This is a genomic window from Streptomyces sp. NPDC091282 (assembly GCF_044757385.1).
Lineage (GTDB): Bacteria > Actinomycetota > Actinomycetes > Streptomycetales > Streptomycetaceae > Streptomyces > Streptomyces gramineus.
Genome location: NZ_JBIVUX010000011.1, coordinates 61,936 through 85,769 on the forward strand (window position 1 = coordinate 61,936; position 23,834 = coordinate 85,769).

Here is a 23,834-nt window from a genome sequence, read left to right on the forward strand (position 1 = left end):
CCGCACCGAGCCGGGCCGCGGGCCGGGCAGGCCGGTCAGGACCGTCCGGCGCGCCGTACGAGGCCCATGTAGCGGTCCCAGTCCCAGTGCGTGCCCGGATCGGTGTGGTCCGTCCCCGGCACCTCTACGTGGCCGATCACGTGCTCCCGGTCCATCGCCATGCCGTACCGCCGGCATATCGCCGCCGTCAGCCGCGCCGACGCCGCGTACATCGCGGCGGTGAAGTCCTGCGGGCGGTCCACGAAACCCTCGTGCTCGATGCCGACACTGCGCTCGTTGTACGACCGGTTGCCCGCGTGGAAGGCCACGTCCAGCTCGCGCACCAGCTGGGTGATCCGCCCGTCCTTGCGCACGATGTAGTGCGCCGCCGCCTCGTGCGCCGGATCCTGGAAGACCTTCACCGCGCTCGCGTAGCCGCCCTGGGTGACGTGGATGACCACCCGGTCCACCGGATAGTCGTCCGGCCGGTTCGCCGTCCGGTAGTTCGCGGGTGACGCGGCCACCCAGCGCGCGCCCCTGAAGTCCACCGCGCCCGCCACCCGCGCCTTGCGCACTCCGGGCAGCCGCCAGTACAGCCGCGTCAGTTCGTCCCTGGTCAGCACCGCCGTGCCCGCGGCCGCCGCCGCCCCGCCGATCAGCAGCGCCCGCCGCCCGATCCGCCGGTCCCGATCACCCGTCGTCGCCCCCATGTGATCCCCAACGGATACCCGCGGGCCCCGGTTCCCGCGCCCCCGTACCCTGGAGGGGCTATGACTGAGACCCCGCAGCGCACCCGTCCCCTCCGCGTCCTCGCCGCCATGTCGGGCGGCGTGGACTCCGCCGTCGCCGCCGCCCGCGCCGCGGAAGCCGGCCACGACGTCACCGGCGTCCACCTCGCGCTCTCCGCGAACCCGCAATCCTTCCGCACCGGCGCGCGGGGCTGTTGCACCATCGAGGACTCCCGGGACGCCCGCCGCGCCGCCGACGTCATCGGCATCCCGTTCTACGTCTGGGACCTCGCCGACCGCTTCCGCGAGGACGTCGTGGAGGACTTCGTCGCCGAGTACGAGGCGGGCCGCACCCCCAACCCGTGCCTGCGCTGCAACGAGAAGATCAAGTTCGCGGCCCTGCTCGACAAGGCCCTCGCCCTCGGCTTCGACGCGGTCTGCACCGGGCACTACGCGAAGGTCGTGACGCTCGCCGACGGCTCCCGTGAGCTGCACCGCGCCTCCGACATGGCCAAGGACCAGTCCTACGTCCTCGGCGTCCTGGACGAGCGGCAGCTCGCGCACGCGCTCTTCCCGCTCGGTGACACCCTGACCACCAAGGACGAGATCCGTGCCGAGGCCGAGCGCCGCGGCCTCGCGGTCGCCAAGAAGCCCGACTCCCACGACATCTGCTTCATCGCCGACGGCGACACCCAGGGCTTCCTGGCCCGGCGCCTCGGCAAGGCCGAGGGCGACATCCTCGACGAGTCCGGCACCAAGGTCGGCACCCACGAGGGCGCGTTCGGCTTCACCGTCGGCCAGCGCAAGGGGCTGCGGATCGGCACCCCGGCGCCGGACGGCAAGCCGCGCTACGTCCTGGACATCTCGCCGGTGAACAACACGGTGACGGTCGGCCCCGCCGCCGCCCTGGACGTCAGCGCCCTGACGGCGATCAGGCCGCGCTGGTGCGGCACCGCACCCGCCGGACCGGCCCGCTACACCGCCCAGCTGCGCGCGCACGGCGGCGAGACCGAGGTCGCCGCCGAACTCGTGGACGGCGAGCTGCGCGTCACGTTCACCGAGCCGGTCCGCGGCGTGGCACCGGGCCAGGCGATCGTCCTGTACGACGACTCGCGTGTCGTCGGATCGGCGACGATCGCCTCGACGGTGCGTACCGCCGACGTGGCCCGCGCCTGAGGCTCAGCCGGCGACCTCGACCTCGTAGAAGCAGAGGTGGTCCTTGATCTCGGCGACGTCGGACTTGGGGTCGGGGTAGGCCCACACCAGGTCCGGCGCGTCCGGCAGGGACCAGTAGGACGCGGTGCCCTTGAAGGGGCACACGGTGTGCGTCTCGGACGGCGTGAGGAGGTCCAGGCGGACGTCCTCCGCGGGGATGTAGTACCGCACGGGGCTGCCGGTCTCGCGCAGCACCAGGGGCCGGTCGCTCTCGGCCAGCACGAGGTCGCCGTGCACCACGCGCACGGACCGGTCGCTCTTCTCGATGGTGATCGTGTGTCCAGATGCCATACAGGGATGACAGCGCAAGGAGCCGTGTTGTTCCCGCCTACCCTGGCCCCATGCGAATCTGTGTCTTCCTCTCCGCCGCCGACCTGGACGAGCGCTACACCCGGCCCGCCCGTGACTTCGGGGAACTGATCGGCAAGGGCGGCCACACCCTCGTCTGGGGCGGCTCCGACACCGGGCTGATGAAGGTCGTCGCGGACGGTGTCCACGAGGCCGGCGGCAGGCTGCTGGGCGTCTCCGTGGAGTTCCTGGCGAACAAGGCCCGGCCGGGAGCCGACGAGATGGTGATCGCCGCCGATCTCGCCGAGCGCAAGCGGCTCCTGCTGGAGAAGTCCGACGCCGTGGTGATCATGGTCGGCGGCACCGGCACCCTGGACGAGGCCACCGAGATCCTGGAGCTGAAGAAGCACGGCCGCACGGACAAGCCGGTCGTCCTGCTGAACACCGCCGGCTTCTACGACGGCCTGGAGCAGCAGTTCCGCCGCATGGAGGCCGAGGGATTCCTGCCCCGCCCGCTGGCGGAGCTGATGCACTTCGCCGCCGAACCCGCCGACGCGCTCGCCCACCTCGAGGCGAACCGGCCCGCCGGCTGATGCGAGCATGGCCCTCATGGCAACTCATGTGATCACCGGGGCCGGTTCCGGCATCGGCGCCGCCGTGGCCCGCCGCCTGCACGCGCGCGGGGACGACCTGGTCCTGCACGCGCGCGACGCGGGCCGGGCGAAGGAACTGGCCGCCGAGTTCCCCGGCGCCCGCACCCTGGTGGGCGACCTGGCGGACCCGGACAAGCTCTCCTGGGCCTTCTCCCACCAGACCCTTCCCGACCGCGTCGACACCCTCCTGCACGTCGCCGGCGTGGTCGACCTCGGCCAGATCGGCGAGCTGACCCCGAAGTCCTGGCGCCACCAGCTGAACGTCAACCTGGTGGCACCCGCCGAGCTGACCCGGCACTTCCTGCCCCAGCTGCGCGCCGCCCGCGGCCAGGTGCTGTTCGTCAACTCCGGCGCCGGCCTGAACGCCAACGCGGGCTGGTCGGCGTACGCGGCCTCCAAGCACGGCCTCAAGGCCCTCGCCGACGCCCTGCGCCACGAGGAGCACGGCAACGGCGTCCGGGTCACCTCCGTCTACCCGGGCCGCACGGCGAGCCCGATGCAGGCCAAGGTCCACCAGCAGGAGGGCAAGGAGTACGACCCGGCGCAGTGGATCGACCCGGAGTCGGTGGCGACCGCGATCCTGACGGCCCTGGACCTGCCGAGGGACGCGGAGATCAACGACCTGACCGTCCGCCCCGGCGCCTGACCGGAACACCGCGAGGCCGAGCGCGCCCCGCAAGGGGCGCGGGGCCGTGCTCCTGTGCGGCTGCCGCCGCGCGGGCGCGCCCCCACGGCCCGCACCTGACGACTGACCGCCGCCCCCCCGTCGGCCCACCGAACCTAGGCTTCCCACGTGAACGCAACCCCCTCCTTCGGCCCCGCGACCGGCATCGGCTCGCTCCCCGGCACCGACGCCCGGGAGGCCGCCAAGGCATCGACCGGCAGCTTCGAGGACTTTCCCTTCCTCCCCGAACTGCCCGCCCGCGGCCCCGGCGCCGACATGATCGGACGCACCGCCGGCCTCCTGGTCGAGCTGTACGCGCGCGTGGAGCCCAGCGGCTGGCGGCTCGGCGACCGGCCGGGCCGCGACACCCGGCGGGCCGTCTCCTGGCTCGGCGAGGACCTGGACGCCCTGGAGGAGTTCACCCAGGGCTACGAGGGCCCGCTCAAGGTCCAGGCGGTCGGCCCCTGGACCCTCGCCGCCGCGCTGGAACTGCGCAACGGCGAGGCGGCGCTCTCCGACCCCGGCGCCTGCCGCGACCTGGCCGCCTCCCTCGCCGAGGGACTGCGCCTGCACCTCGCCGAGGTCCGCCGCCGCGTCCCCGGCGCCCGGCTCGTCCTGCAGCTCGACGAACCGTCCCTCACCGCCGTGCTGAGCGGCCGGGTGCGGACCGCGAGCGGCTACCGCACCCACCGGGCCGTGGACCGCCAGGTCGTCGAGTCCACGCTGCGGGACGTCTTCGGCGTCCAGGCGGGCGGCCCGGTGGCCGTCCACTCCTGTGCCCCCGACGTGCCGTTCGCGCTGCTGCGCCGGGCCGGGGCCGCAGCCGTCTCCTTCGACTTCTCGCTCCTCACCGAACGTGACGAGGACGCCATCGGCGAGGCCGTTGAGGGCGGCACCCGGCTGTTCGTCGGTGTCGTACCGGGCACGGACACGGCATTGTCGGACCCTGCCGGTAGCGTCATGGGTGTCAGGACGCTGTGGCGCAGGCTGGGGCTGCAACCGGGACTTCTCGCGGAGGCGGTGACGGTCACCCCGTCGTGCGGGCTCGCGGGCGCTTCCCCCGCGTACGCCCGGCAGGCGCTCGCCCACTGCGTCCGGGCGGCGAGATCACTCGCGGACAACCCAGAGTAACGGGAGGAAAACGGTGGCCGGCGACAAGCAGCAGGCGGAGACGGCAGTGCCCGCCGAGGCACGGGAGAAGCACGCGCGGCTCGCCGAGCAGATCGAGGAGCACCGCTTCCGGTACTACGTGAAGGACGCCCCGGTCGTCAGCGACGCGGAGTTCGACAAGCTCCTCAAGACGCTGGAGGCGCTGGAGGACGAGCACCCCGGGCTGCGCACGCCCGACTCGCCGACCCAGAAGGTCGCGGGCGCGTACGCGACGGAGTTCACGGCGGTCGAGCACCGCGAGCGGATGCTGTCGCTGGACAACACGTTCAACGACGACGACCTCGCCGCCTGGGCCGAGCGGATCCACAAGGAGCTGGGCGACCAGGAGTTCCACTTCCTGTGCGAGCTGAAGGTCGACGGCCTCGCCGTCAACCTCACCTACGAACACGGCCGGCTCACCCGCGCGGCCACCCGCGGCGACGGCCGCACCGGCGAGGACATCACTCCCAACGTCCGTACGATCGCCGAGATCCCGGACCGCCTGCACGGCGACACGGTCCCGGACCTGGTGGAGATCCGCGGCGAGGTCTACTTCCCGATGGAGAAGTTCGCCGAGCTGAACGAACGCCTGGTGGCGGCCGGTGACAAGCCGTTCGCCAACCCGCGCAACGCGGCCGCGGGTTCGCTGCGGCAGAAGGACCCGCGCGTCACCGCCTCCCGCCCGCTGCACATGGTCGTCCACGGCATCGGCGCCCTCGCCGGCTTCGAGGGCATGACCCGGCTCTCCCAGGCCTACGAACTGCTGGGGAACTGGGGCCTGCCCACCTCCCCGCACAACCGGGTCGTCGACGGCCTCGACGGAGTCAGGGAGTTCATCGCCTACTACGGCGAGAACCGGCACTCCGTGGCGCACGAGATCGACGGTGTCGTGGTCAAGCTGGACGAGATCCGGCTCCAGGGACGCCTCGGCTCTACGGCCCGCGCTCCCCGGTGGGCGATCGCCTACAAGTACGCGCCGGAGGAGGTCAACACCAAACTGATCGACATCAAGGTGGGCGTCGGCCGTACCGGGCGGGTCACGCCGTACGCCCAGGTCGAGCCGGTGACCGTGGCCGGCAGCGAGGTGGAGTTCGCCACCCTGCACAACCAGGAGGTCGTCAAGGCCAAGGGCGTGCTCATCGGCGACACCGTGGTGCTGCGCAAGGCCGGTGACGTCATCCCGGAGATCCTCGGCCCGGTCGTGGACCTGCGGGACGGCAGCGAGCGGGAGTTCGTGATGCCGGCCGAGTGCCCCGAGTGCGGCACACCGCTGCGGGCCATGAAGGAGGGCGACATCGACCTCCGCTGCCCCAACGCCCGCGCCTGCCCGGCCCAGTTGAGAGAGCGGGTGTCCTACCTCGCGGGCCGCGAGTGCCTGGACATCGAGCACTTCGGCGGGGTCGCCGCGGCCGCCCTCACCCGGCCGCTGGAGCCCGTCGAACCGCCGCTGGTCGACGAGGGCGACCTCTTCGACCTCACCGTCGAGAAACTGCTGCCCATCAAGGCGTACGTCCTCGACCAGGACAGCGGGCTGCCCAAGCGCGACCCGAAGACGGGCGAGGAGAAGGTCGTCACGGTCTTCGCCAACCAGAAGGGCGAGCCCAAGAAGAACACCCTCGCGCTGCTCCAGAAGATCGAGGAGGCGAAGACCCGCCCGCTCGCCCGCTTCCTCAACGGCTTGTCCATCCGCCACGTCGGACCCGTCGCCGCGCAGGCTCTGGCGCGCGAGTTCCGCTCCATCGACCGTATCGAGCAGGCCACCGAGGAGGAGCTGTCGAACATCGACGGCGTCGGCGGCATCATCGCGACGGCGCTCAAGGAGTGGTTCGCCGAGGAGTGGCACCGCGAGATCATCCGAAAGTGGAAGGCCGCTGGAGTCCCGCTGGAGGACGAGTCCACCGGCGAGGACGAGGGGCCGCGGCCGCTGGAGGGTCTCACCGTCGTCGTGACCGGAACCCTGGAGCAGTTCACCCGGGACGGCGCCAAGGACGCCCTGCAGAGCCGCGGAGCCAAGGTGACCGGCTCGGTGTCGAAGAAGACCTCGTTCGTGGTCGTGGGCGACAACCCCGGCTCGAAGTACGACAAGGCGATGCAGCTGAAGGTTCCCGTCCTGGACGAGGACGGATTTGTCGTACTTTTGGAGCAGGGACCGGACGCCGCGGCCGAAGTCGCCCTTCCGGTCGAGGAGTAGCGGTTGAAGGTCACCCGTTCGGCGCATACCAGATGCATACGGGTGGCCAGGGCGCAATCGGGCAACCGTAGACGACCGCTGCCCGTGGAAGCCTTCTGCGGCCTACTGTTGAGGCGTGCACCTGCCGTGCCCAGCTGCGGTTGGGGCATTGCCGTGCTCCGGCAGGGCACGGACCGCATGGCGTGGGCACCGCCGGCTGTGAGAGGGACGGGAATGGAACCGACCGAGAGCGCCGCCCCGAAGGCGCGGCTGCCGCTGCGCCGCCGGGCGGGCGTGTGGCGGGGGACTCGGCGGACGGTACGGACCGACCGGCGCGTCGGCATGCCGGGGGTGAGCGCCGCTCAGGACGCGCGCGACCCGCTGCCGCTGGCCGCCGTCGAACCGCCGCCCCACCTGCCCGGCCACGAGCACGAACGCCACCTGTCCTGGCCGGCACTGCCCGCCGCGGTCGTCGCGGCCGCCGCGTTCGTCCTGGGCGCCGGCTTCTACCGCGCCTTCACCGACAACCACGCCCTCTTCCCGTCCGGCACGGTCGGCTGGTCGCTGGCCGTGCTCACCGGCATCATCGTCGGCCACCTGGTGCTGCTCGGCCGCGCCCGCTGGTGGGGCGGCACCGGCTCCGGCGCCGCCCTCACCCTCGCCGTCCTCCTGCTCTACGGCTGGGTGCCGGCCGGCATGGTCAGCCTGACCGTCGTCGTCCTGGTCGGCATCGCCCGCCGCCACCGCTGGCGGCAGGGCGTCCTGCACGGCGCCGTGGACATCCTCGGCATCGGCACCGGAGCGCTGGTGCTCGGCATGTGCGGGCGGGTGCCCACCGTCGAGTCGCCCTGGAACCCCGCCGGCTGGAGTGTCGCCACCGCCCCCGAGGTCGTCCTCGTCGCGGTCGCCTACCTCGCGGTCACCCGTGCCCTGCTCTGGTACCTGCACACACCGCGCGGCGGCGGCCTGCCCACCGTCGCCCGCACCGCCCTGATGCGCCAGGGCCTGGTCGCCGTCGCCCTGCTCGGCATCGCCCCGCTGGTCTGCGTGGTCGCCGTCGCCCAGCCGCTGCTGCTGCCGCTGTTCTCCATTCCGCTGGTCGCCCTCGACTCCACCCTGTGGATGGCCCGCGCCCGCGCGGAGGAGCAGCTGCGCGATCCGCTGACCGGACTGCCCAACCGGCAGTGGCTCCTGGAGCGCATCTGGACCGCCCTCGACGACGCCGAACGCATCGGCGCCCGCTCCGCCCTCATGCTGATCGACCTCGACCGGTTCCGTTCGGTCAATGACACGCTCGGTCATCTCGCCGGTGACCGGCTGCTGTTGCAGATAGCCGACCGGCTGCGGGCCGCGCTGCCGCGCGGTGCGGAGGCCGCCCGGCTCGGCGGTGACGAGTTCGCCGTGTTACTGCCGGTCGCCGACTCCACGACGTCCGCGACCCGGGTCGCCCGTGGCCTGGTCTCGGCCCTCTCCTCCCCGCTCGACCTCGACGGACTCACCCTCGTGCTGGAGGCCAGCGCGGGCGTCGCCGTCTTCCCCGACCACGCGCTGGACGCCGAGGGCCTGCTGCGCCGCGCGGACGTGGCGATGTACCAGGCGAAGCGGGACCGTACCGGCGTCGAGGTGTACGAGTCCAAGCGGGACTCCAACACCCCGGACCGGCTGGGGCTGCTGGGCGATCTGCGCCGCGCCCTGGACGCCCACGAGGTACAGCTGCACTACCAGCCGAAGGTGCGCTTCGACGGCCAGGTGGCGGGCCTGGAGGCGCTGGTGCGCTGGGTGCATCCCGAGCGCGGCAAGGTGCCGCCGGACGAGTTCATAGCGATCGCCGAGTCCTCGGGCCTGATGCCCCATCTCACGGAGTACGTCCTGGAGACTGCGCTCGCCCAGGTCGCCCGGTGGCGGGCGCAGGGCCTGCGGGTGCCGGTGGCGGTCAACGTCTCGCCGCGCGACGTCCACACGCCGGGCTTCGCGGGCTCGGTGGCGGCGCGGCTGGCCCGGCACGGGGTGCCGGCGGGCGCGCTGCAACTGGAGATAACCGAGCACGTGCTGCTGGAGGACCCGCAGCGGGCCGCGGACACCCTGGCGGGACTGACCGGGCACGGCGTGAAGATGTCGCTGGACGACTTCGGCACGGGGTACTCCTCGCTGGTGCACCTGCGGCGGCTGCCGGTGAGCGAGCTGAAGATCGACCGCTCCTTCGTGGCCCGGCTGGCCGTGGACAACGAGGACGCGGAGATCGTGCGCTGCACGGTCGACCTCGCGCATTCGCTGGGGCTGCTGGTGGTCGCGGAGGGCGTGGAGGACGACGAGACGTGGGAGCGGCTGCGGGACCTCGGGTGCGACGCGGTCCAGGGCTGGCTGGTCGCCGCGGCGATGCCGCCCGAGGAGACGACGGCGTGGCTGCGGGCCCGCGGGTCCCGGGGCTGGCAGCGGCCGCGGGCCGCGCTGCCGGCGGCCGAATGACGGCGGCGGCCGGCGTCCGGCCGCGGTCCGGCGCAGGCCGATCCGCCGTTCCTACCGCGCGGTGACGTGCCCGATCAGCAGGGCCAGTCTCTTCTCGTGGGCGCCCGCCGGGAGCCGCCCGTCGCGTGTCAGGGTCACCAGGCCGTGCAGGGCCGCCCAGAACGTCTCGGTCAGGAGCCCGGGGTCCTCGCCCGGCCCCGTGACCGGCTCGACGGCCAGCAGGATCTCCGTGAACGCGGCGCGCAGCGCCTCCGGTGCCTCCGGTGCGGCGAACGGCAGGTCCACCCGGTGGGTGAACATCGCGTCGTACAGCGCGGGGCGCCGCCGGGCGAACGACGTGTACGCGGACGCGACCGCAGCCAGTGACCCCGCGCCGTCCCTCGCCGCGGTGCGCGCGGCCCGCAGCTCCGCCGTCAGGTCCGCGCAGCCCTGGACCGCCACCGCCGCCGTGATCGCGTCCTTGCCCCGGAAGTGGCTGTAGAGGACCGGCTGGCTGTACCCGATCTCGGCGGCCAGGCGGCGCGTCGTCACCGCCTCCCACCCTTCCGTCTCGGCGAGTTCCCGGGCGGCCGTGACGATCCGCAGTTCCCGTTCCGCCCGCTCGCGCTTCCGGCGGTCCCGCATCGGCATCTCCATGATGCTAGCAATGCTAGCCAATCTGCCGACGCTCTGATAGCTTCGCTCTCGGACCTAGCAGTGCTAGACAATCTTCCGCAGGGGGCCCGCATGACCGTCACCGCCTACACGCTCGCCGTCGCGCTCGACCTGTTCTGCCTGTTCCTCGGCTACCGGTTCCTGCTCCGGCCGGGACCCGCCGCGGCCGGCTACGGCGTCCCCGCCGACCCGAAGGGCGACGCCTCCGCCTTCCTCGCGGTCAAGGGCCTCAGGGACGGCACCTTCGGCGTCCTCGGCCTCGCGCTGCTCGCCTTCGCCGGGGCCCGCGCGGAGGCCTGGTTCATGCTCTGCGTGGCCCTCGTCCCGCTCTTCGACACGCTGATAGTGCTGCGCCACGGCGGGGCGAAGGCCGTCGCGTACGGGATCCACCTCGCCACCGCGATCGTCGTCCTGATCACCGCGGCGCTGCTGTTCCTCGTGTGAACGACGCGTCCGTCGACAGAGGGTGGGGGCCGCGGTCCGGGGCGCGGGGGGAAACCGTTTCACGGGCACCGGGCCCGGCCCCATAGGATTGCCTCCAAACACACACACTCACCCCAGAGGATCGCTGCATGCCTGGCATCACGCGCGAGGAGGTCGCCCACCTCGCCCGGCTGGCGCGTCTGGAGCTGAAGCCCGAAGAACTCGACCACTTCGCGGGACAGCTCGACGACATCATCGGCGCGGTCGCCCGCGTCAGCGAGGTCGCCGACCAAGACGTACCGCCGACCTCGCACCCGCTGCCGCTGACGAACGTCATGCGCCCGGACGAGGTCCGTCCCTCGCTCACCCCCGCCCAGGCGCTCTCCGGCGCACCGGCCCAGGAGCAGCAGCGTTTCAAGGTGCCGCAGATCCTGGGGGAGGACTGATCCCGATGACCGACATCATCAAGCTCACCGCCGCCGAGACCGCCGCGAGGATCGCCTCCGGCGAGCTCACGGCCGTCGAGGTCACCGAGGCCCACCTCGCCCGGATCGACGCCGTCGACGAGAAGGTGCACGCCTTCCTGCACGTCGACCGTGAGGGCGCGCTCGCCCAGGCGCGTGCTGTCGACGAGAAGAAGGCGAGGGGCGAGAAGCTCGGCCCGCTGGCCGGCGTCCCGCTCGCGCTCAAGGACATCTTCACCACCGAGGGCGTGCCGACCACCGTCGGCTCGAAGATCCTCGAAGGCTGGATCCCGCCGTACGACGCCACCCTCACCAAGCGGCTGAAGGCCGCCGACGTGGTCATCCTCGGCAAGACCAACATGGACGAGTTCGCCATGGGGTCCTCCACCGAGAACAGCGCCTACGGCCCGACGGGCAACCCGTGGGACCTCACCAAGATCCCCGGCGGCTCCGGCGGCGGCTCCTCCGCCGCGCTGGCCGCGCACATGGCACCGCTGGCCATCGGCACCGACACCGGCGGCTCCATCCGCCAGCCGGCCGCCGTCACCGGCACGGTCGGCGTCAAGCCGACGTACGGCGCCGTCTCGCGGTACGGCATGGTCGCGTTCTCCAGCTCGCTGGACCAGGGCGGCCCGTGCGCCCGCACGGTCCTGGACGCCGCCCTCCTGCACGAGGTCATCGCCGGGCACGACCCGATGGACTCCACGTCCATCGACGCGCCCGTCCCGCCGGTCGTGGAGGCCGCCCGCAACGGCAGCGTCCAGGGCATGCGCGTCGGCGTCGTCAAGCAGTTCCGCGGCGAGGGCTACCAGCCCGGCGTCATCCAGCGCTTCGACGAGTCCGTCGAGATGCTCAAGGAGCTGGGCGCCGAGATCGTCGAGCTGGACTGCCCGTCCTTCGACCTGGCGCTCTCCGCGTACTACCTGATCGCGCCCTCCGAGTGCTCGTCCAACCTGGCCCGCTTCGACGGCCTGCGCTACGGCCTGCGGACCGGCGACGACGGCACCCACTCCGCCGAGGAGGTCACCTCCCTCACCCGTGAGGCGGGCTTCGGCGCCGAGGTCAAGCGCCGCATCATGCTCGGCACCTACGCGCTGAGCAGCGGCTACTACGACGCCTACTACGGCTCCGCGCAGAAGGTCCGCACGCTCATCACGCGGGACTTCGAGAAGGCCTTCGAGCAGGTCGACGTGATCGTGTCGCCCACGACGCCGACCACCGCCTTCGCGATCGGCGAGCGCGCCGACGACCCGATGGCGATGTACCTGGCCGACCTGTGCACCATCCCCACCAACCTGGCGGGCAACGCGGCCATGTCGCTGCCCTGCGGTCTCGCCCCGGAGGACAACCTCCCGGTGGGCCTGCAGATCATCGCGCCGGCGCTCCAGGACGACCGCCTTTACAAGGTCGGAGCCGCTGTCGAGGCCGCCTTCGTGGAAAGGTGGGGGCACCCGCTCCTTGAGGAGGCACCGTCGCTGTGAGCAACGCACTGTCCAAGGCCAAGGGCTTCAAGAAGTCGAAGTCCGGTACGTACCTGTCGATGGCCACCACCGTGTTCGGCGCGGTCGGTGTCGCCAAGCAGATCAAGAAGGCCCGCGCCGAGCACGACACGCTCCGGCTCGTCGACGCCACCGTGTCCGCCGTCGCGATCGTCACCGGATTCGCCCTGCTGTACCGCGAGCTGAAGCGGCTGGGCGACGACGACGTCCTGCTGGGCTGAGAGGGAAGTTTCACCGTGACCACCACGACCGACCTGGTGTCGTACGAGGACGCGCTGGCGTCGTACGACCCCGTCATGGGCCTTGAGGTCCATGTCGAACTCGGCACCAAGACCAAGATGTTCTGCGGCTGTTCGACCGAGCTGGGCGCCGAGCCCAACTCGCAGACCTGCCCGACCTGCCTCGGCATGCCCGGCGCGCTCCCGGTCGTCAACGCGATCGGCATCGAGTCGGCCATCAAGATCGGTCTCGCGCTCAACTGCGGGATCGCCGAGTGGTGCCGCTTCGCCCGGAAGAACTACTTCTATCCGGACATGCCGAAGAACTTCCAGACCTCCCAGTACGACGAGCCGATCGCCTTCGACGGCTACCTCGACGTGCAGCTGGAGGACGGCGAGACCTTCCGGGTGCAGATCGAGCGCGCCCACATGGAGGAGGACACCGGCAAGTCCACCCACGTGGGCGGCGCGACCGGCCGTATCCACGGCGCCTCGCACTCGCTCCTGGACTACAACCGGGCCGGCATCCCGCTCATCGAGATCGTCACCAAGCCGATCGAGGGCGCCGGCGAGCGTGCCCCCGAGGTCGCGCGGGCCTACGTCCGTGAGCTGCGCGAGGTCATCAAGGCGCTCGGCGTCTCGGAGGCCCGCATGGAGATGGGCCAGATGCGCTGCGACGTGAACCTGTCGCTGCGCCCGAACGGCACCGAGAAGTTCGGCACCCGCTCCGAGACGAAGAACGTGAACTCGCTGCGGTCCGTGGAGCGCGCGGCCCGCTTCGAGATCATGCGGCACGCGGCCGTGCTGTCCTCGGGCGGCACGATCATCCAGGAGACCCGGCACTTCCACGAGGACACCGGGTCCACGACCTCGGGCCGTGTGAAGGAGGAGGCCGAGGACTACCGGTACTTCCCGGAGCCGGACCTGGTCCCCGTCGCCCCGTCCCGCGCGTGGGTCGAGGAGATCCGCGCCGCGCTGCCGGAGATGCCGCTGGCCCGCCGCAACCGGCTGCTCGCCGAGTGGGGCGTCTCCGCGGTCGAGATGCAGGCCATCATCAACGCCGCCGCGCTGGACCCGATCGTCGCCACCATCGACGCCGGTTCCGACGCGGCCTCCGCCCGCAAGTGGTGGATGGGCGAACTGGCGCGCAGCGCCAACGAGTCGGGCAGGGCGCTGGACGAACTGGCGATCACCCCGGAGCAGGTCGCCCGGGTCACCGCGCTGGTCACCTCCGGCGACCTGAACGACAAGCTGGCCCGCCAGGTCATCGAGGGCGTCCTCGCGGGTGAGGGCACCCCGGACGAGGTCGTCGACAAGCGCGGCCTGAAGGTCGTCTCCGACGACTCGGCGCTCGGCACGGCGGTCGACGAGGCCATCGCCGGCAACCCGGGCATCGCCGACAAGATCCGCGGCGGCAAGGTGGCCGCGGCCGGCGCGCTGGTCGGCGCGGTCATGAAGGCGACCCGCGGCCAGGCCGACGCGGCCCGCGTCAAGGAACTGATCCTGGAGCGGCTCGGCGTCAGCGAGGGCTGAGCGACCGCACGACCGTACGGCCCCGGAGGCGACGCCTCCGGGGCCGTACGGCTATCGGCGGCGGGCGACCACGCGGACGAAGCCGAGGGCCCGGCCCGCGTCGGCGCGCACCATCTCCGCGACCCGGCGGGCCATCGTGCGATGGAACTCCTCCGGGCTCTCCTCGGCGACGATCTCGCACCACAGCAGCCAGTCCCGCCAGCCGTCCGGCTGCCAGTCGGCGGCCTCGACCTCGACGGCGCCGCTGCGCGTCCAGTGCCGGCGCCACCAGCCGGCCGAGTGGAAGCACCAGTAGTCGGGCTCCCACCAGGGCCTCAGGTGCTCCGGCGGCTCGGTCCCGGCGAGTTCCTCGCGGAGCGCCGGCACGACCACGCCGATCCGGCCGCCGGGCCGCAGCAGGCGGGCCAGGGACGGGAGGTAGAGGTCGTCGGTGCCGAAGTACTGGTAGGCGTCGATGCTCACGATCGCGTCGAAGCCGCCCTCGGCGAAGGGCAGGTCGTGGGCCTCGGCGTGCACGGGCTGCACCCGGTCGGCGAATCCGGCCGCGGCGATCCGCCGGGCGTTGTCGTCGGCCTTGATCCACAGGTCGGCGGCGGTGACCTGGGCGTGGAACTCACGGGCCAGGAAGACCGACGTCATGGCCCGGCCGCAGCCGAGGTCGAGCACGCGCGCGCAGGGGCGCAGCGCGTCCAGACCGAGGGCGGGGGCCAGCCATTCCAGCAGCCACAGGGCGTGCGGGCCCATCTGGTTGTCGACCACCCAGCGGGGGTCGTAGGCGTTGCTGAGCGGGTAACGGGGGTGGGTCAGGCGGTCAGCGAGGCGGTCGCCCCCGGTCCTGGTGTCGGACATGGGTGAACGGGCTCCTTGTGATCTTCGTAGTGGAAGGCGATGCGTAGGAGCTCATTCGGACCGTCACACAATGCGCCCGCTTCGGTCGTCGGCGAGGAGCCGGTCGATGCTGACCAGCGGAAGCTAGCAGGTGCCGACGCCGTCCGCAGCGGGTTTGCCGGGGCGCCGGCCGCGGACGGCGAGGACCACCGCGACGACGAGGATGTCCACGAGGACGCCCGCCGGGCCCGCTGGACCGCCCTCGTGACCGGGTTCCTGCTGGCCCTGTCGGGGCTGGCCGCCGCCGCGGCCCGGCTGGGCGGCGGGCTGCCCGCACGGGTGCCGGCCGCCTACGCGCTGGGCTCCGCCGTCTGCGCGGCCGCCGGGGTGCTGGGCGCCCGGGGCCGTACCCGCCGGGCCCTGTGGCTGATGATCCTCGGGGTCATGGTCATGGCCCTCGGTGACCAGTTCGACTGATGGACCGGCGGTCGCTCAGTTGCCGCCGCCGTCCGGACGCCGGGCAGCCCGTGAGAGGCTGGCGTGCCGGCCGAGGACGCGGTGGAAGTGGAGAAGCACGATGTACGCGATACCCCTGGGTGACGACGGCGCCGAACTGCGCCCGCTCGAACCCTGGCACGCCGAGGAGTTCCTGGCCCACCTGGACCGCGGGCGGGAGTTCATCGGACGGTTCATCTCCTTCGGCGGCAAGGAGAAGGACGTGCCCGCCGCACGGGCGATGCTCCAGCGGTACGCCGACATGCGCGCCGCCGACACCGGCTCCCTGCACGGCCTGTGGCTGGACGGCACACTCGTCGGCGGGGTGCTCTTCCTGAACTTCGACGCCGAGCACGGGAACGCCGAGGTCGGCTGCTGGCTGGAGCCCGCCGCCACCGGACGCGGACTCGTCACGCGCGCGATGCGGGTCCTGCTCGACTTCGCGGTCGAGCAGCGCGGCATCCACCGGATCGAGTGGGTCGCCGCCTCGGGCAACGGGCCGAGCCTGAACGTGGCCCGGCGGCTGGGGATGACCCGCGACGGCGTACGCCGGCAGGCACACCCCTATGGTGGCCTGAGGCACGACCTGGAGGTGTGGTCGATCCTCGCCCCGGAATGGCGCGAAGCACGCGCGCGTGCCGCAGAGAACGATCATTAAGACGCCTCTCAGACAGGATCCGTACGGTGCCGGACATGGGAACCAAGACAGCTGACGAGACCGGTGCCACGACGGGTGCCGAAGCCACGACCGACGAGGAGAAGGTGAGCGTCACCAAGAGCGCCGACGACGCGACGGAGGCCGGCACCGAGAGCGCCGGGGACGCGCGGGCCGAGGGCCAGGACGCCGCCCTCGACGCGGAGGACGCGGAGGACGGCGCCGACCTCGCCGAGGACCCGGCCGGGGCCGAGGGACCGTCCGGGGTCGGCCTGGGCGCCGCCGCCGTCGTCTCCGCGGTGCTCGGCCTGGTCTCCCTGACCGGTGGCTGGATCGGTACCGTGGCCGCCGCCCGCGAGACCCTCATCGGCCAGCTCCAGACCTCCTCGAACGCGAGCGTCGCCACCCAGGTCAAGGAGGTCTACGGCGATGCCTGGCAGACCACCGCGCTGTGGGCCGGCGGATTCGCGCTGGTGGCGCTGATCACCGGCGTCGTGGTGATCGCCCGGCCCGCCTTCGGTGCCCCCGGCAGGGTCCAGGCGCCGTGGATCAAGTCCGTCGCGTGGGCGGGTGTCGCGCTCGGCGTGATCGGCCTGCTGCTGGCCGTCCTCAAGTACTCCGACGCGCTCCTCGGCCTGCCCTCCACCGGCTGAGACGCCTCAGGCCCGCAGGGGCCTCAGACCGACCGTGAGCACCTTACGGACGATCTGAGGCCCCTTACGCGTGTCCGGGGTCCTGCGGCCCCCGGAAGATGAGGCACTCTCCCGATGTGCCGCACCCCCCTGGGAGAAGAAGGTGGATCCATCGCCGAAGCGATACCCGATCACCGACTCTCACCAGGGGACACCATCATGTTCGCGTTCGAACTCCACGAGATCCACGCCGCCGAACTGCACCGCAGGGCCGCCGACGCCCGCCTGGCCCGCGAGGCCCTGAGCGCCCGCCGGGCCACCCGCCGCGCGCGGGCTCAGCGCCGGGACGCCGTGCCGGAGGAGATCCATAGCACCGGCCGTGGCCGGCGCGGGATCCCGGGCACGGTGTGACCGGGAGGCCGGGCGGCGCCCGCCGCCCGGCGGCCCAGGACGCGCGGACCGGCGGCCGTACGGGGGTCGGCCGCCGGTCCGCGGGAGTGCCGTCGGGAAGAGAGCTGCCCGACAGCCTGCCGTCGGTTCGTAGGACGAACACACCGGCGCTGTGGAAAACCGCTGCCGTCCCCTCCGAGCCGCGTGCGATGCTCTGGCCCGTGGAAACCAGGTCCGTGAGTCCCGTGTTCGTCGGCCGCAACGACGAACTGAGGACGCTGAACGAAGCGCTGGCCCGTGCCGAGGCCGCCGAGCCGCAGGCGCTGCTGCTCGGCGGCGAGGCCGGCGTCGGCAAGACCCGGCTGGTCGAGGAGTTCGCCGCGGCCGCCTGCCGCCGGGGCGCGGTCGTCGCGCTCGGCGGCTGCGTGGAGATCGGCGGCGACGGACTGCCCTTCGCCCCCTTCTCCACCGCGCTGCGCGCCCTGCGGGCCGCGCTCCCCGACGAACTGGCCGCGGCCGCCGCCGGCCAGGAGGACGAACTGGCCCGGCTGCTCCCGGAGTTCGGCGAGGCCCCGGCCGGCCGCCACGACGAACAGGGCATGGCCCGCCTCTTCGAGCTCACCGCACGGCTGCTGGAACGGGTGGCCGCCGACCGCACGGTGGTCGTCGCCCTGGAGGACCTGCACTGGGCCGACGCCTCCACCCGCCACCTCCTCTCCTATCTGCTGCGCACCCTGCGCACCGGCCGGCTCGTCGTCCTCGCCACCTACCGCGCCGACGACATCCACCGCCGCCACCCGCTGCGCCCGCTGCTCGCCGAACTGGACCGGCTGCGCACCGTCCGCCGCATCGAACTGGCCCGCTTCACCCGCGAGGAGGTCGGCCGGCAGATGGCCGGCATCCTCGCCGCCGAACCCGACCCCGCCCAGGTCGACGAGATCTTCGAGCGCTCCGACGGCAACGCCTTCTTCGTCGAGGAACTCGCCGTCGCCTGGGCCGAGGGCTGCTGCACCGGGCTCACCGACTCCCTGCGCGACCTGCTGCTGGTGCGGGTGGAGGCACTGTCCGAGAGCGCCCAGCGGGTCGCCCGGACCGTCGCCGAGGGCGGCTCGACCGTCGAGTACCCGCTCCTCGCCGCCGTCGCCCGGCTCGCCGAGGACGACCTGATCGAAGCACTGCGGGCCGCCGTCGGCGCCAACATCCTCACCGCCGCGCCCGGCGGCGACGGCTACCGTTTCCGGCACTCCCTGGTCCGCGAGGCCGTCGCCGACGACCTCCTCCCCGGCGAACGCTCCCGGCTCAACCGGCGCTACGCCGAGGCCCTGGAGTCCGATCCGGCCCTGGTGGCGGCCGACGCGCGCGTGACCCGGCTGGCCAACTACTGGTACCAGGCCCACGACCCCGCCAAGGCCCTGCCCGCCGTCCTCGCCGCCTCCGTCGTGGCTCGCCGCCGGCACGCCTACAGCGAGCAACTGGGGCTCCTGGAGCGCGCGATGGAACTGTGGGACTCCGCACCCGAGGAGACCCGTGCCGCACTGCGCCCCGTCGACTGCACCGACGTCTACCCTCTGTGCGGCTGCGATCCGGCCACCGCACCGCTGCGGTATCTCGACCTGATGGCCGAGGCGGCGGTCGCGGGCCGCTTCTGCGGGGAACGCGAACGCGCCCTGAAGATCACCAAGAGGGCGCTGCGGATCATCGAGGAGGAAGGCGATCCGCTGCGCGCCGCCTGGTTCTGGGTGCAGCGGTCCCGGCTGGTCCAGGACCTGGCCAGAGGAGACGGCCGGCAGGAACTCGGCACCGCCCAGGACCTGGTGCGCGGCCTGCCGCCCTCCGAGGTGCACGCCGACGTGCTGGCCAACGTCGCCAACTGGTGCATGCTCCACGAACCCGGCCCCGAGGCCTTCGCCGCCGCCGAACGGGCCGTGGAGTACGCGCGGATGGTCGGCGCCCGGGAGATCGAGCTGAACGCCCGCGTGACCCTGGGCTCCCTCATGGTCGACGCGGGCGACGTCGAGAACGGGCTGGCGGAACTGCGCCGGGTCAAGGAGAACGCCATCGGGGAGGGCGCGGCCGGCGTCGCGGGCCGCGCCTACGTGAACCTGCCCTCCGAACTGGACTCGGTCGGCCGCAGCGCGGAGGCGGTGCCGCTCCTGCGCGAGGGCCTCGCCTTCGCCCGCAGGCACGGCCTGCTGGACTCCGAGGTGTGGATCTGGGGCAACCTCTCCGACTCGCTGTACGCGCTCGGCCGGTGGGACGAGGCCGCCGAGGCGGCGGCCGGCGCCCTCGGCTCCGCGGCCAGCGCCAAGCCCCGCGGCGCCGGCGCCCTGCGCCTCGCCCACATCGCCCTCGCCCGCGGGGAGGCCGCCGAGGCCGCCCGCCAGCTGGCCATCGCCCACGAGCACTACGGCACCCACGACCCGATGCCGCAGGCGCTGCTGCCCGTCGCCCGGATCGCCGTCGGCGTCGCCGCCGCCGAAGGCCGCTACCTCGACGCCCGCGCCGAGCTGGACCGCGCCCTGGAAGCCGGCTTCCCGCCGGGCACCCAGCGCTACGGCTGGCCCCTGCTGCTGGCCGCCGCCGCTGCCGAGGCCGACGCTCGGACGCTGCCCGCGGTGGCCGACGGCCGCACCGCGTTCCTCGACCGGCTCGCCGAGGCCGTCCGCAAGCTCACCACCGGGGCACCCCTGTGGCTGGCGTACGAACGCTGGACCCGGGCCGAACTGCACCGCGCCCGGGGCACCGACACCGCCGCGCTCTGGTCCGACGTCGTCACCGACTTCGAACGCCTGGAGCGCCCCTACGACCTCGCGCGGGTCCGCCGCCGCCTCGCCCAGGTCCTGCTGGCGGAGGCGGCGGGCGACGACCAGCGCGACCGCGCCACGGAACTGCTCCGGCTGGCCGGTGCGGTCGCCGGTCACCTGGGCGCCCGCCCGCTCGCCGAGGACGTCGCCCTGCTCGCCCAGCGGGCCCGCCTCACCCTCACCGCCGGCGCCCCGCGCCCGGCCCTGGACCCCGCCGAGAGCCTCGGCCTGACCAACCGGGAGCGGGACGTGCTGCGGCTGGTCTCCGCGGGCCGCACCAACCGCCAGATAGCCGAGGAGCTGTTCATCTCCCCGAAGACGGCCAGCGTCCACGTCTCCAACATCCTGGGCAAGCTCGGCGTCTCGGGCCGCGGCGAGGCCGCCGCGGTGGCCCACCGCCTGGAGCTGTTCCCGCCCGAGCGCGCCGACCGCACCGCCGCCGGTCAGCGCACCTGAACCTCCAGGATCCGGTCGTCACCCGGCTTCGGCGTGCCCCGCCCGTCGGTGTTGCTGGTCACCAGCCACACCTTGTCGCCGCCCGCCGCCACGACCGTGCGCAGCCGGCCGTAGGTGCCCTGGAGGAAGGCCTGCGGCTCGGCGCCCGCGACGGTCCCCTTCAGCGGGATCCGCCACAGCCGCTGCCCCTTGAGGCCGGCCATCCAGATCACGCCGTCGACATAGGCGATGCCGCTGGGGGAGGCGTCGTCGGTGTGCCACTGGGCGATCGGGTTCACGTACGCGGCGTCGGAGGAGCGGCCCTCCGCCTTCGGCCAGCCGTAGTCGCCGCCGGGCTTGACGGCGTTCAGTTCGTCCCAGGTGTCCTGGCCGAACTCCGAGGCGAACAGCCGCTCGTGGTCGTCCCAGGCCAGGCCCTGCACGTTGCGGTGGCCGTAGGTGTAGACGGGGGAGCCGGGGAAGGGGTTGCCGGGGGCCGGGTCGCCCTCCGGGGTGAGCCGCAGGATCTTGCCGCCCAGGGAGTCCTTGTCCTGGGCGAGGCCGCGCTGCCCGCTCTCGCCGGTGCCTGCGTAGAGCATGCCGTCCGGGCCGAAGGCGATCCGCCCGCCGTTGTGGATGAACCCCTTGGGGATGCCCTTGAAGATCGTGTCCGGGGCGCCGAGCTGCTCCCCGGCCGGCCTGCCGCGGTCCCAGAGCAGGCGCACGATCCGGTTGTCGGAGGCCGAGGTGAAGTAGGCGTAGATCATGTGGTCCGAGGCGAAACCGGGGGAGAGGGCGATGCCCAGCAGACCGCCCTCGCCGGCCGCGGACACCCCGGAGACGGCGCCCAGTTCGGTCTTCTTCCCGGTCTTCTCGTCGACCTTGCTGATCGTCCCGTCGTCACGGTCGGAGACCAGCAGCCCCGCCCCGTCCGGCAGCGGCGCCAGTCCCCAGGGCGACGTGAGGCCGCCGGCGACGGTCCGCAGCACCCTGGCCGACCCCTTGGCCGGCGCGGCCGGCCCGCTCGCCCCGGCGGACCCGGACCCGGACGCGGAGGCGCTCGCGGACGGGGACGGGGTCTTCACCCAGGGCGGCGGAGCGTCACCGCCGCCACCGGAGGAACACCCGGCCACCAGCAGGAACCCTGCCAACACGGCGGGCACAGCACGACGTTGCACGATCACAGTCCCTTCACCATGCCCGACCCCCGCACGACCGACGGTAGTGCAGCGCCCCCTCAGCGGCGCGGGAACCGCGCGATCAGCCACGACGCCGCGGCACGGACCACCGGCCGGCCACAGCACGGGTGCTAGTCCCAGGACCCTTGTGCCGCGGGCAGCGCGCCCAGCTCGGCGACGTCCTCGGCGGTCAGCCGCAGGCCGGCCGACCCGGCGTTCTCCGTCACCCACCGGCACTGCTTGGTCCCGGGAACCGGTATGACGTGCCGCCCCCGGTCCCGGACCCACGCCAGCGCCACCTGAGCCGCGGTGACCTCGGGACCGTGCCGCCGGGCGACCCGCCGCAGCCCGGCCACGATGGGCTGGTTGGCGGCCATCATCTCCGCCGTGAAGCGCGGGTGCCGGGCCCGTACGTCGTCGGGTTCGAAGCCCCCGCCGGGGGTGAGCGTGCCGGTGAGGAAGCCGTTGCCCAGCGGCATCGCCGCCAGGAACCCCACCCCCCGCGCCTCGCACCACGGCAGCAGGGCCTCCAGCGCCTCCGGCGACCACACCGACAGCTCCGCCTGCACCGCGCTCACCGGGAACACCTGCTGCACCCGCTGCAACTGGCGCAGGGTCGCGTCATGCAGCCGCGCGCCGGACCTGCGCCCTCCGCGCGCCCCCAGGGCGCACAGCCCCAGCGCGCGCACCTTTCCCGCCCGCACCAGTTCCGCCATCGCGCCCCAGGTCTCCTCGACGGGGATCTCGGGATCGGCGCGGTGCAGCTGATAGAGGTCGATGACGTCGGTCTGGAGCCGCCGCAGCGACGCGTCACAGGCGCGTCTGACGTACCCGGGCCTGCCGTTCGCCACGATGTGCTGGTCGCCGACCAGCAGACCCACCTTGGTCGACACGAAGGCCTCGGCGCGCCGCTGCCTGAGTATCCGCCCGAGCAGCAGCTCATTGGTGAACGGCCCGTACATGTCGGCGGTGTCAAGGAGCGTGACGCCCAGGTCAAGGGCCCGGTGCACCGCCCGCGCCGATTCGTCACCGCGCTGCCGTGACCCGTTGTAGGCCCAGCTCATCGGCATGCACCCGAGTCCGACGGTCCCCACAGCCAGCGCCCCCGCACCGATCGTCCTGCGCTCCACCAGCCCGTGAACCTCCTTCTAGTGCCCCCAACCTAACCTCTGGGTCCTGGCGGTCCTGACATAGCCTCCTGGCATGACCCAAGACGCATGGCTCCCCATCCCGCTGAAGGAGTTCCAGCACCTCCCCGACGGGCTCAATTACCTGTTCTGGGACGGGGAGCAGGACTTTCCCGGTGATCCCGCCGACTGCGCCGTCTACGTCGTCCCCTATATGAAGCCGCAGGCGGTGCGCGCCCGCCCGCTGGACGAGATGCGCGGCCTGCGTCTCGTCCAGACCCTCACCGCCGGCGTCGACGACATGATCGCGGCCCTCGACCTGATCGTCCCCGGCGTGGCGCTGTGCAACGCGCGCGGCGTGCACGACGCGAGCACCGCCGAACTCGCGCTGACGCTCACCCTCGCGTCCCTGCGCGGGGTGCCGGGGTTCGTCCGCGCCCAGCAGCAGGAGCGCTGGGAGGGCGGCTTCCACCCCGCGCTCGCCGACAAGAGCGTCCTGATCGTCGGCTACGGCGCCATCGGCGCGGCCGTCGAAGACCGGCTCGTGCCCTTCGAAGTCGCGCGGGTGGCGCGCGTCGCGCGCTCCGGGCGCGCTTCGGCGCGCGGTCCCGTGCATCCGCTCACCGAACTGCCACGTCTGCTTCCGGAAGCCGACGTCGTCATCCTCTCCACACCCCTCACGGACACCACCCGTGGCCTGGTCGACGCCGGGTTCCTGGCCCGGATGAAGGACGGCGCGCTGCTCGTGAACGTCGCGCGCGGGGCCGTCGTCGACACCGAGGCGCTCCTGCCCGAGCTGCGCAGCGGCCGCCTCACCGCCGCCCTGGACGTCACCGATCCCGAGCCGCTGCCGGCCGGACACCCCCTGTGGCAGGCGCCCGGCGTGCTGATCAGCCCACACGTCGGCGGCCCCACCTCGGCCTTCCTGCCGCGCGCGAAGCGGGTCGTCGTCGACCAGTTGACCCGCTTCGTGAACCGGGAGCCGCTGCGGAACGTGATCCTTACGACGGGATCCGCCGACAACTGACAATCGCAGCAAGACGCGTGTAATCCGCTTCCCGTACGGTACGCGACCTTCCGGGCGCGGTGCGTGCGCGCATAGCCGCTGGTCGTCACGGAGCGTAGAGAAGCTATGTCCCTGAGTGACGAGACTGGTGTATCGTCCCGACAGGGGCTGCGCCGCGCAC

At 72.8% G+C, this 23,834-nt stretch carries 23 protein-coding genes; 17 read left to right on the forward strand and 6 right to left on the reverse strand.

The features are described 5' to 3' along the window. Window positions 1-35: 35 nt before the first annotated feature. Window positions 36-689, reverse strand: coding sequence for an N-acetylmuramoyl-L-alanine amidase (locus tag ACIQOE_RS36815; RefSeq protein ID WP_351932226.1), 654 nt, complete (start codon window positions 687-689; stop codon window positions 36-38). 60 nt (window positions 690-749) lie between these two features. Here ACIQOE_RS36815 and mnmA point away from each other — a divergent pair, with 60 nt between their 5' ends. Then, complete coding sequence (mnmA, locus tag ACIQOE_RS36820) at window positions 750-1,883, forward strand: tRNA 2-thiouridine(34) synthase MnmA (RefSeq protein WP_362642312.1); 1,134 nt, start codon at window positions 750-752, stop codon at window positions 1,881-1,883. 3 nt (window positions 1,884-1,886) lie between these two features. Here the strand turns inward: mnmA and ACIQOE_RS36825 are convergent, their stop codons facing one another. After that, a complete protein-coding gene (locus tag ACIQOE_RS36825) occupies window positions 1,887-2,213 on the reverse strand; it encodes a DUF427 domain-containing protein (RefSeq protein WP_365558866.1) in 327 nt (108 codons plus the stop codon). A gap of 50 nt (window positions 2,214-2,263) precedes the next feature. Here ACIQOE_RS36825 and ACIQOE_RS36830 point away from each other — a divergent pair, with 50 nt between their 5' ends. The 5 genes from ACIQOE_RS36830 to ACIQOE_RS36850 all read left to right on the forward strand — a co-directional run bounded on the left by ACIQOE_RS36830 (window position 2,264) and on the right by ACIQOE_RS36850 (window position 9,312). Further along, entirely contained in the window at window positions 2,264-2,803 is a 540-nt protein-coding gene (locus ACIQOE_RS36830) for a TIGR00730 family Rossman fold protein (protein WP_351323453.1), read from the forward strand. A gap of 16 nt (window positions 2,804-2,819) precedes the next feature. After that, window positions 2,820-3,509, forward strand: a complete 690-nt coding sequence (locus ACIQOE_RS36835; RefSeq protein WP_362642308.1) for an SDR family oxidoreductase — start codon at window positions 2,820-2,822, stop codon at window positions 3,507-3,509. A 147-nt stretch (window positions 3,510-3,656) separates the two neighbouring features. Continuing rightward, window positions 3,657-4,658: a methionine synthase gene (locus ACIQOE_RS36840; protein WP_351323455.1), complete on the forward strand. Its 1,002-nt coding sequence runs from the start codon at window positions 3,657-3,659 to the stop codon at window positions 4,656-4,658. Between the two features lie 13 nt (window positions 4,659-4,671). Then, the gene (ligA, locus tag ACIQOE_RS36845) at window positions 4,672-6,867 is read left to right on the forward strand and encodes an NAD-dependent DNA ligase LigA (RefSeq protein ID WP_365558868.1); all 2,196 of its coding nucleotides are present in this window, start codon (window positions 4,672-4,674) and stop codon (window positions 6,865-6,867) included. Window positions 6,868-7,080: 213 nt separating this feature from the next. Further along, window positions 7,081-9,312: a bifunctional diguanylate cyclase/phosphodiesterase gene (locus tag ACIQOE_RS36850; RefSeq protein WP_362642302.1), complete on the forward strand. Its 2,232-nt coding sequence runs from the start codon at window positions 7,081-7,083 to the stop codon at window positions 9,310-9,312. 51 nt (window positions 9,313-9,363) lie between these two features. Here ACIQOE_RS36850 and ACIQOE_RS36855 read toward each other — a convergent pair whose 3' ends face one another. Further along, a complete protein-coding gene (locus ACIQOE_RS36855; RefSeq protein WP_401416320.1) occupies window positions 9,364-9,942 on the reverse strand; it encodes a TetR/AcrR family transcriptional regulator in 579 nt (192 codons plus the stop codon). Between the two features lie 96 nt (window positions 9,943-10,038). On the opposite strand from ACIQOE_RS36855, the gene ACIQOE_RS36860 reads away from it, so the two are divergent. The 5 genes from ACIQOE_RS36860 to gatB all read left to right on the forward strand — a co-directional run bounded on the left by ACIQOE_RS36860 (window position 10,039) and on the right by gatB (window position 14,103). Next, window positions 10,039-10,410 (forward strand): DUF4267 domain-containing protein, encoded by a 372-nt coding sequence (locus ACIQOE_RS36860; protein ID WP_351323458.1) that lies wholly within the window; start codon window positions 10,039-10,041, stop codon window positions 10,408-10,410. Window positions 10,411-10,538: 128 nt separating this feature from the next. Further along, window positions 10,539-10,835 carry an Asp-tRNA(Asn)/Glu-tRNA(Gln) amidotransferase subunit GatC gene (gene gatC / locus ACIQOE_RS36865; RefSeq protein WP_042167914.1) on the forward strand — a complete coding sequence of 99 codons (297 nt, stop codon included), beginning with the start codon at window positions 10,539-10,541 and terminating at the stop codon, window positions 10,833-10,835. Between the two features lie 5 nt (window positions 10,836-10,840). Further along, complete coding sequence (gene gatA / locus ACIQOE_RS36870; protein WP_351323459.1) at window positions 10,841-12,334, forward strand: Asp-tRNA(Asn)/Glu-tRNA(Gln) amidotransferase subunit GatA; 1,494 nt, start codon at window positions 10,841-10,843, stop codon at window positions 12,332-12,334. Then, window positions 12,331-12,573 carry a hypothetical protein gene (locus ACIQOE_RS36875; RefSeq protein WP_351323461.1) on the forward strand — a complete coding sequence of 81 codons (243 nt, stop codon included), beginning with the start codon at window positions 12,331-12,333 and terminating at the stop codon, window positions 12,571-12,573. Before gatA ends, ACIQOE_RS36875 begins: the two co-directional genes overlap by 4 nt. A gap of 15 nt (window positions 12,574-12,588) precedes the next feature. Beyond that, window positions 12,589-14,103: an Asp-tRNA(Asn)/Glu-tRNA(Gln) amidotransferase subunit GatB gene (gene gatB, locus ACIQOE_RS36880; RefSeq protein WP_365558869.1), complete on the forward strand. Its 1,515-nt coding sequence runs from the start codon at window positions 12,589-12,591 to the stop codon at window positions 14,101-14,103. A 51-nt stretch (window positions 14,104-14,154) separates the two neighbouring features. Here the strand turns inward: gatB and ACIQOE_RS36885 are convergent, their stop codons facing one another. Next, the gene (locus ACIQOE_RS36885) at window positions 14,155-14,952 is read right to left on the reverse strand and encodes a methyltransferase domain-containing protein (RefSeq protein WP_365574923.1); all 798 of its coding nucleotides are present in this window, start codon (window positions 14,950-14,952) and stop codon (window positions 14,155-14,157) included. A 39-nt stretch (window positions 14,953-14,991) separates the two neighbouring features. On the opposite strand from ACIQOE_RS36885, the gene ACIQOE_RS36890 reads away from it, so the two are divergent. The 5 genes from ACIQOE_RS36890 to ACIQOE_RS36910 all read left to right on the forward strand — a co-directional run bounded on the left by ACIQOE_RS36890 (window position 14,992) and on the right by ACIQOE_RS36910 (window position 20,363). Further along, entirely contained in the window at window positions 14,992-15,408 is a 417-nt protein-coding gene (locus ACIQOE_RS36890; protein ID WP_401416325.1) for a hypothetical protein, read from the forward strand. A gap of 100 nt (window positions 15,409-15,508) precedes the next feature. Beyond that, window positions 15,509-16,084 carry a GNAT family protein gene (locus tag ACIQOE_RS36895; RefSeq protein ID WP_351932200.1) on the forward strand — a complete coding sequence of 192 codons (576 nt, stop codon included), beginning with the start codon at window positions 15,509-15,511 and terminating at the stop codon, window positions 16,082-16,084. Window positions 16,085-16,119: 35 nt separating this feature from the next. Further along, complete coding sequence (locus ACIQOE_RS36900; protein ID WP_401416327.1) at window positions 16,120-16,734, forward strand: hypothetical protein; 615 nt, start codon at window positions 16,120-16,122, stop codon at window positions 16,732-16,734. A gap of 198 nt (window positions 16,735-16,932) precedes the next feature. Further along, entirely contained in the window at window positions 16,933-17,124 is a 192-nt protein-coding gene (locus tag ACIQOE_RS36905) for a hypothetical protein (RefSeq protein ID WP_351323467.1), read from the forward strand. A gap of 188 nt (window positions 17,125-17,312) precedes the next feature. After that, window positions 17,313-20,363 carry an AAA family ATPase gene (locus tag ACIQOE_RS36910; protein ID WP_365574917.1) on the forward strand — a complete coding sequence of 1,017 codons (3,051 nt, stop codon included), beginning with the start codon at window positions 17,313-17,315 and terminating at the stop codon, window positions 20,361-20,363. Here the strand turns inward: ACIQOE_RS36910 and ACIQOE_RS36915 are convergent. Next, window positions 20,351-21,505, reverse strand: coding sequence for a PQQ-dependent sugar dehydrogenase (locus ACIQOE_RS36915; RefSeq protein ID WP_365558875.1), 1,155 nt, complete (start codon window positions 21,503-21,505; stop codon window positions 20,351-20,353). The two genes, ACIQOE_RS36910 and ACIQOE_RS36915, sit on opposite strands and share 13 nt — an antisense overlap. Window positions 21,506-21,651: 146 nt before the next feature. Continuing rightward, window positions 21,652-22,650 carry an aldo/keto reductase gene (locus ACIQOE_RS36920; RefSeq protein WP_401416330.1) on the reverse strand — a complete coding sequence of 333 codons (999 nt, stop codon included), beginning with the start codon at window positions 22,648-22,650 and terminating at the stop codon, window positions 21,652-21,654. Window positions 22,651-22,723: 73 nt separating this feature from the next. Here ACIQOE_RS36920 and ACIQOE_RS36925 point away from each other — a divergent pair, with 73 nt between their 5' ends. Continuing rightward, window positions 22,724-23,674, forward strand: a complete 951-nt coding sequence (locus ACIQOE_RS36925) for a 2-hydroxyacid dehydrogenase (protein WP_365574914.1) — start codon at window positions 22,724-22,726, stop codon at window positions 23,672-23,674. Window positions 23,675-23,834: the final 160 nt, after the last annotated feature.